The 6,393-nt window shown below is 37.8% G+C and carries 9 protein-coding genes; 1 reads left to right on the top strand and 8 read right to left on the bottom strand.

What is annotated here, in order from left to right:
* Window positions 1-27: 27 nt before the first annotated feature.
* The 5 genes from QZ334_RS06190 to QZ334_RS06210 all read right to left on the bottom strand — a co-directional run bounded on the left by QZ334_RS06190 (window position 28) and on the right by QZ334_RS06210 (window position 4,235).
* Complete coding sequence (locus QZ334_RS06190) at window positions 28-303, bottom strand: hypothetical protein (protein ID WP_295232844.1); 276 nt, start codon at window positions 301-303, stop codon at window positions 28-30.
* On the bottom strand, window positions 290-1,462 hold the full coding sequence (locus tag QZ334_RS06195) for a glycosyltransferase family 9 protein (RefSeq protein WP_295232847.1): 1,173 nt from the start codon (window positions 1,460-1,462) through the stop codon (window positions 290-292). Before QZ334_RS06195 ends, QZ334_RS06190 begins: the two co-directional genes overlap by 14 nt.
* Before the next feature lie 69 nt (window positions 1,463-1,531).
* Entirely contained in the window at window positions 1,532-2,473 is a 942-nt protein-coding gene (locus tag QZ334_RS06200; protein WP_119206480.1) for a hypothetical protein, read from the bottom strand.
* Between the two features lie 8 nt (window positions 2,474-2,481).
* Window positions 2,482-3,420 (bottom strand): phosphodiester glycosidase family protein, encoded by a 939-nt coding sequence (locus QZ334_RS06205; RefSeq protein ID WP_119208470.1) that lies wholly within the window; start codon window positions 3,418-3,420, stop codon window positions 2,482-2,484.
* A gap of 11 nt (window positions 3,421-3,431) precedes the next feature.
* Complete coding sequence (locus tag QZ334_RS06210; protein ID WP_129823794.1) at window positions 3,432-4,235, bottom strand: polysaccharide deacetylase family protein; 804 nt, start codon at window positions 4,233-4,235, stop codon at window positions 3,432-3,434.
* 317 nt (window positions 4,236-4,552) lie between these two features.
* Here QZ334_RS06210 and QZ334_RS06215 point away from each other — a divergent pair, with 317 nt between their 5' ends.
* Window positions 4,553-5,344, top strand: coding sequence for a carbon-nitrogen family hydrolase (locus QZ334_RS06215; RefSeq protein WP_295232855.1), 792 nt, complete (start codon window positions 4,553-4,555; stop codon window positions 5,342-5,344).
* 148 nt (window positions 5,345-5,492) lie between these two features.
* On the opposite strand, the gene QZ334_RS06220 is transcribed toward QZ334_RS06215, so the two are convergent.
* Genes QZ334_RS06220 through relB form a run of 3 tightly spaced genes read right to left on the bottom strand, consistent with a single transcriptional unit; the run spans window position 5,493 to window position 6,193 of the window.
* Complete coding sequence (locus tag QZ334_RS06220) at window positions 5,493-5,705, bottom strand: hypothetical protein (protein ID WP_119208475.1); 213 nt, start codon at window positions 5,703-5,705, stop codon at window positions 5,493-5,495.
* Between the two features lie 10 nt (window positions 5,706-5,715).
* Complete coding sequence (locus tag QZ334_RS06225) at window positions 5,716-5,982, bottom strand: type II toxin-antitoxin system RelE family toxin (RefSeq protein ID WP_105085294.1); 267 nt, start codon at window positions 5,980-5,982, stop codon at window positions 5,716-5,718.
* Window positions 5,972-6,193: a type II toxin-antitoxin system RelB family antitoxin gene (gene relB, locus QZ334_RS06230; RefSeq protein WP_005387906.1), complete on the bottom strand. Its 222-nt coding sequence runs from the start codon at window positions 6,191-6,193 to the stop codon at window positions 5,972-5,974. Before relB ends, QZ334_RS06225 begins: the two co-directional genes overlap by 11 nt.
* Window positions 6,194-6,393 lie beyond the last annotated feature (200 nt).

Genomic DNA, 6,393 nt, shown 5'->3' on the forward strand with positions numbered 1-6,393 from the left:
GCTAAGCCAATTTCTATGGAAAATGAATTAGGTTCTTTTGACTTGGATAGAGAAGTCCCCTTCCCCTTCTTTAAAGTATTCCATCTTAATGTCGAGCAACATTTTACCAATTAATGTTTCTACCTTATCTGTAAGGAATTCACGATAAAATGCATCTTCCTTTTGTTTTGGACTTTGATGTACTACAGGTTTCTTTGCAGAACGTTCCATATCTAGCATAGTATCTTCAAAATTTTCAGTATCTTTAAAGTTTTTCATCATATCCGCATCGGATAAACCTTTTTGAATTTTAAACTTTGCCATGTTTATCTCCTATCAATTCGAAAATCGCCTTTTTCACGCGTACTGAGTCAATACCAGACATACAATATTGATCAGGCTTAGGACAACGTCGTTTACGACAACCTAAGCAATCTAACTCATCATTAACAAGAACCTTAAAGTTTCCCGTTAATGGACCCCACAGTTTAGGATCCGTAGGGCCAAATAATGCTACTACTGGTTTATTTAAAGCCAATGCAATATGTAATGATCCTGTATCAGCAGTCACTACTACATCGCAACTTTCAATTAAAGCCCCTACCTCTTGAAGTGTGGTTTTCCCCAGCATATTTAGCATAATTTTATCAAGGCCATCAGCTGTTAAGGAATCCATCAATGGTTTGTATTGAGTAGCCTCCTTTGGACCACCTAGACAAACAAAATTAGCTCTATACTGAAGGGATTTAATAAGAGAATACCATTTCTCTTGAGGCCACTCTTTCGTCGCCCAGGACGTGCCTAACACAAGACCTACGCGTAGTGGCTTTTCTACTTTGCTACGCTCCAAAGATGTGTCATAACTAATTGATTTCCACTGTTCTTCTGCCCAAACATGCAAATTAGGTGGCACAAAAAAGTCCATGTGGTATAGCTTTTTACCAGTTACCCCATTTGCTATACAAGGTTTTACATTATCCTCAGAAACAGCACTGGATACATTTAGGTCACTATGCTCTGTAACGGCAGTATTCAGTAATTCTGCTACCTCTATATATCGCTTAATAACATGATCCGTACTTGGCTTTGCTTTGTAGTTTGTAAACAGCCAATTTAGTTCTTTTGTACCACCAAGGCCAAGGCGAATAGGTGCACCTGATGCTAATAAAACGAGCCCTGTTATGAGTCGCCCTTGTACATCCACAGCCACATCAAATTTATATGGTTTCAACTTATCTCTAAGCTCCCACCACATGCGCCACATCGTTGGAATATGTAGTTTTTTAGAATGTGCTTCGTATTCATCCCGTTCCCATGGAATGATTTCATCTACATAGGGATTTCCCTGTAAAAGTTCTACCATACTAGGTGTTACAATCCAATGTAGCTTTGCCTCTGGATAATGCTCTTTAATCCAGCGCGCAGCAGGTGTGGCATGTAGTATATCCCCTATATAGCTGAGTCGTACAAATAATATATTCATATATATCCTTATAGTACAAACTAGTATAGGAATAAAGCCTTTATAATGAATCATTATAAAGGCCTTTTCTTAAGATTTCTTTTTACTATCACTAGATGATTTAGATGAAGTATCATCCTCTGTCACCTTTGTAGTTTCGTCGCTACCATTCTTGATAATGTCTTTTACATCGGACAATGTCAATTCATTGAATGTAGTAGGATGATTATATTTATAAACTGGTTTGAAGCCTACACCCAATTTACCTGTATAAACAGTTAGGGCATTATTATCTTCATCCACGCGAGCAATATAGATAGTTTTATCCATATCAACGCCAATTAGACGGAAACGTCCTGGTGGATTAATTACACGCCAACCACCTTCAATGCCGTTAAACATGAAGATATCACCAGTTTTAACGTTATCATAGAAGAATCTATCTTCATCATAGAATACGCCAATATGGCCAATATCCGTAGCCTGCATATAAACGCGACGCGTATCATAGTTCGCATCAGTACGATAAATACGATATGCGTTTTCTTGAACTTTTACCTTCATGTACACAACATTCGTCGCTTCAGAATACGCAGCATCTACGATTTTACTATTACGAGGCAAGTCTTCAAGTTTTGTATCTACTTCATGTTCAGGATCATCCGCATTGAGACGAGCCATAACAACCTCTCTAGAGTCATATAGACCCATGATGGCATAATTACGGTCAGGCATCCAACTAAAGTAACTAATAGAGCGACCCTTCAAATCAATCGTTGTAGGCTTGCTTTCATTAGCCTTATAAATTTTCAAAGAGCTTTCAGTAACAACCGCCATAAACTGACGGTCATAAGATACATACTTAGTACCTTCCTTAATATCAGGGAAGTTTTTAGTATCATCCTTAGAAGCGCCGGCTACATTAAAATCTGTAGTCGGTGCAAACATATATTGATCAAGGTATAGGTATACCCCACCTTGCAGAAGAATACCTACCGCAAAGGCGCTCAGTACACGCGTAAAAGGTTTCATGTGTCCTCCTATTTCACGATAAACGCCGTTGGGATCATGCGTTCCCCTAATAAATCGGCTGGTTTGTTTACTACTTTCCCATTGAGGTATAGTGTAGAACTAGAACCGCCATCTAAATTCGCTGCAATGTAGCAACCTTTTTCATAGAGAATATCTTGTACGTCACGTAATGTAGCGCCAAGAGAATAACCTGGTTGACGACCATCGATTACGAGGAATAGTACTGTACCATCTTTCTTTTGACCGATAGCAGTACGTGGACCTACGCCCCAGCCACCATCGCCTTCGGTAATCATCTTCTTACCATCTACGATAAGAGGTGGGCCAAAGGTAATACCTTCCATAGCTTTCATATCACCAAGTTGTGTTTTGTCATAGTTACCTGCAATAAGGTTGCCAGATTTAGAGAAACCTACGAAGTCTACCGCTTCGTCAGGGCCTACATCCTTACCGATAACATATTCACCATCATGCAAAATAAAACCATAAGGCAAACGGCCTGTACCAGTACCATTTGGATCATGGAAACCACCGCCATTGATAGCAGCTACCGCATTATTCATCTTCGCAATATTACTTGTAGTATCGCCTTTTTCTTGAATATTAGCAGCTGTACCGACTTCGATACGACGAGGATCTGGAATTTCAAGAATATAGCCTACATAGCGAGCAGACTGAATTTTTTCAAGGTTTAAACTCTTATCTTCACGAGCATTAAACTTGAACAAATCTTGGCTTTTAACAACGCCAACTGTGCCCAAAATAGATTGCAATTCATCTTCACTGAATAGCCATGTAATGTAATGAGGATGGCGAGATTGCAATATAGCACCAATAACAGCGCGCTTTACATTATTAAATGGTCCAAAGAGCACCACGAATGGTGAGGTTACAACGGTAAATAAGAACACCATGATGATGAACTTTACCCAATTCTTTTTGAACAATGTATTTCTCCTTATAAATCAGTGAAATGTTCGGTACTAATGCGTTCTTCAAAATGTTTGATATCAACAGCATTACCAACCCAAACACGCAATATGTTATATGGATTATCACCTGTATGAGCCCAGCCAGATTTCATAGCCATACTCATTTTGATGCCTGCTTTTTTAGTGGCAGCATCGGTGAATTCATTTTTATCTCCATAAGGATAGCAGAACCAAGGATTATCCTTGATACCTACTTCTTTCGCGAGGGCTTCTTGAGCCTTTGTAATATTTTCTATTTGTTTAGCTTCAGACAATTGGCCCATTTCGATATGTTGGAACCCATGATTAGAAATAGTGATACCATTCTTATGCATTTCACGAATTTGATCCCAAGTTAACCGAGTGCCTACATCGCCAGGATTGATAAACACAGTGGCTGCAAAACCATACTCTTTCATGATTGGATACACGATAGAATACGTATCTGCATAGCCATCATCGAAGGTTAATACAACTGGTTTTTCAGGTACTGCTGCACCATTTACGACATAGTCATATAGTTGATCCATCGTTAGTGGATTATAGCCATTATCTTTGAGGAACTTCATTTGTTCTCTGAATAAATCCTCACGAATAACCGCATCATTATCTTTATCGTCGCCAATTTTATGATACATAAGAACAGGAATACCCGATGGATGTACCATTTTGACTTCTTTTACTGGTGGCGCTGAACTAGTGGGCTCTGTTTTTTGTGAAAGCAGTCCACATCCTGCTAAAACCATTGTCAATGCGACAACTAATAGTGTTACCAATGGAATCCGTTTCATAGGTCCTCCTCTTTTAGAACACAATTATATACAGAATATTATAACATTTCTATGAAGATTAGTAAAAAACTAACGCTTTACTAGTACCTCATCAATCGATTTTCTAGGTCTAGGATACATAGGCTCATCTAGAATACCTATGCCAATGATTTCCTGTACATCTAGTACTATCTAAATCCATTCTATCCATTCCTACAAAAGAATAGTATTTAAACTATTATCATTGTCATGTTGTAATACTCTCAATAATGCTATAATATTTTAATTATATACTATATAGCGTAAACTATACTATTTAAATACACAGAGGATTTACCATGAAAAAACGTCTTACTCTCATACAAATGGATGTCCACGTAAACGACGTAGAATATAACTACAATCGCGTTCAAGAGTTACTCACTCAATCACTTACAGAAAATCCTGATATTATTGTTTTACCTGAAACTTGGAACACAGGCTTTCACCCATCAGATGATTTAATTACGATTGCCGACAGAAATGGGGAAAGAACAAAATCATTGCTCACCGCCTTTGCAAAAGAACACAAGGTGAATATCGTAGGCGGATCTGTGGCTGTAGCAAAAGATGATCTAGTATTCAATACATCTTATGCATACAATCGTGAAGGTTCCCTCGTAGGTGAATATTCCAAAATGCATGGCTTTAGCCCTGCCAAAGAAGACAAATACTTTGCTAGCGGTACTCATACTACACATTTCGAGCTAGACGGAATCCCTTGCAGTACTGTCATCTGTTATGATATTCGTTTTCCTGAGCTCGTAAGAATGGCTGCATTGCCAAGTACAGAATTATTATTTGTGCCTGCTCAATGGCCTACGATGCGTTTACGTCATTGGCAAGTACTCAATGAAGTACGAGCCATAGAAAACCAATTCTTTGTCTGTGCCGTAAACGGCTGTGGCACAGTAGGTCGCGTTCAAAGTACAGGTCACTCTGCCGTCTATGATCCATGGGGTACCAACCTACTCGAAATGGACACTAACGAAGGCATTGCTTCCATAGACATCGACCTTACCGTAGTCGAAGACATTCGCAATAAAATTAATATCTTTAGAGATCGCAAACCAGAACTCTACAACCTATAACATAAAGGCACATTGTTATTGAATTTCTCCTTATATTAGGAAAAGCATTCATTTAACAATGTGCCTTTAGTTTTGTTTTGTTTTATTTTTATTGTACTGTATGGAGGAAATAAATTACTCTAGTTTGTTCTGGATTAATGACCATACTTTAAAACTCAATAAGTTTCCACATATCCTCTGGAACTTGTTCTAGAGGTTTGTTCTTAGCTATAGCGTCTTTTAGAATATCAATCGTATCTTGTACTTCTTGTTTATCCTTTGTATTTGGATCGTGAAGAACGACACGGTCCAAGGAGTCTGGTCCAAATTGTTTTAAGTATTCTTTTTCCACTTGATTAAGTTCACGACGTAAGTATTTCATGGTATATCCTCTATTTGTAAATATCTTTTCGGTGCCCCACTTCTAAGGCTAAAATAACACATCTACCGTCATTAATATCGGCAATGACTCTATAATTACCAATGCGATAACGCCACAGCCCCGTCTTATTACCTGTCAGTGATTTTCCTGAATATCTAGGATTTTCTACATTATCTACGTTCTTAATAAGCCAATTAAAGAGATATCGTTGCGTTGATTTATCGAGTTTAGAAAATTGCTTGTCAAACCGTTTAGAAAACTCAAGTTTATAAGCCATATTTTGCACGCATTTCCGCCACAGAATAAGTAACAGGATCTTGCTTATATTCTGCTAATGCTTTTTGACCTACCTTAAGATCAAATTCATCTTCAATCTTTTCTAGTAAAGCCTTCTTAAAGAGAGTAGAAAGTGTTTCATCCATAAACTCAGCATATGTTTTAAATAACTCTTCTTCTTGTTCATTTAAACGGACTGAAATATTTGCCATATAAAGCACCTCCTTGTGTAATACATTGTATTACATAAGGAGGTTTTAGTCCATTCCTTAAACTTGCAAACAGTACTATTTTAATAAAATTTTATATTTCAGAAATTAGACATACAAAAAAGGCATACCACCCTTCTCTCGTCTCTCAGCGGCATGCCTTTTTATGTATATAGTTACTCTCGAACTATATCGTATGTCAG

It is taken from the genome of Veillonella sp. (assembly GCF_019414865.1).
In the GTDB taxonomy this organism is placed as follows: domain Bacteria; phylum Bacillota; class Negativicutes; order Veillonellales; family Veillonellaceae; genus Veillonella.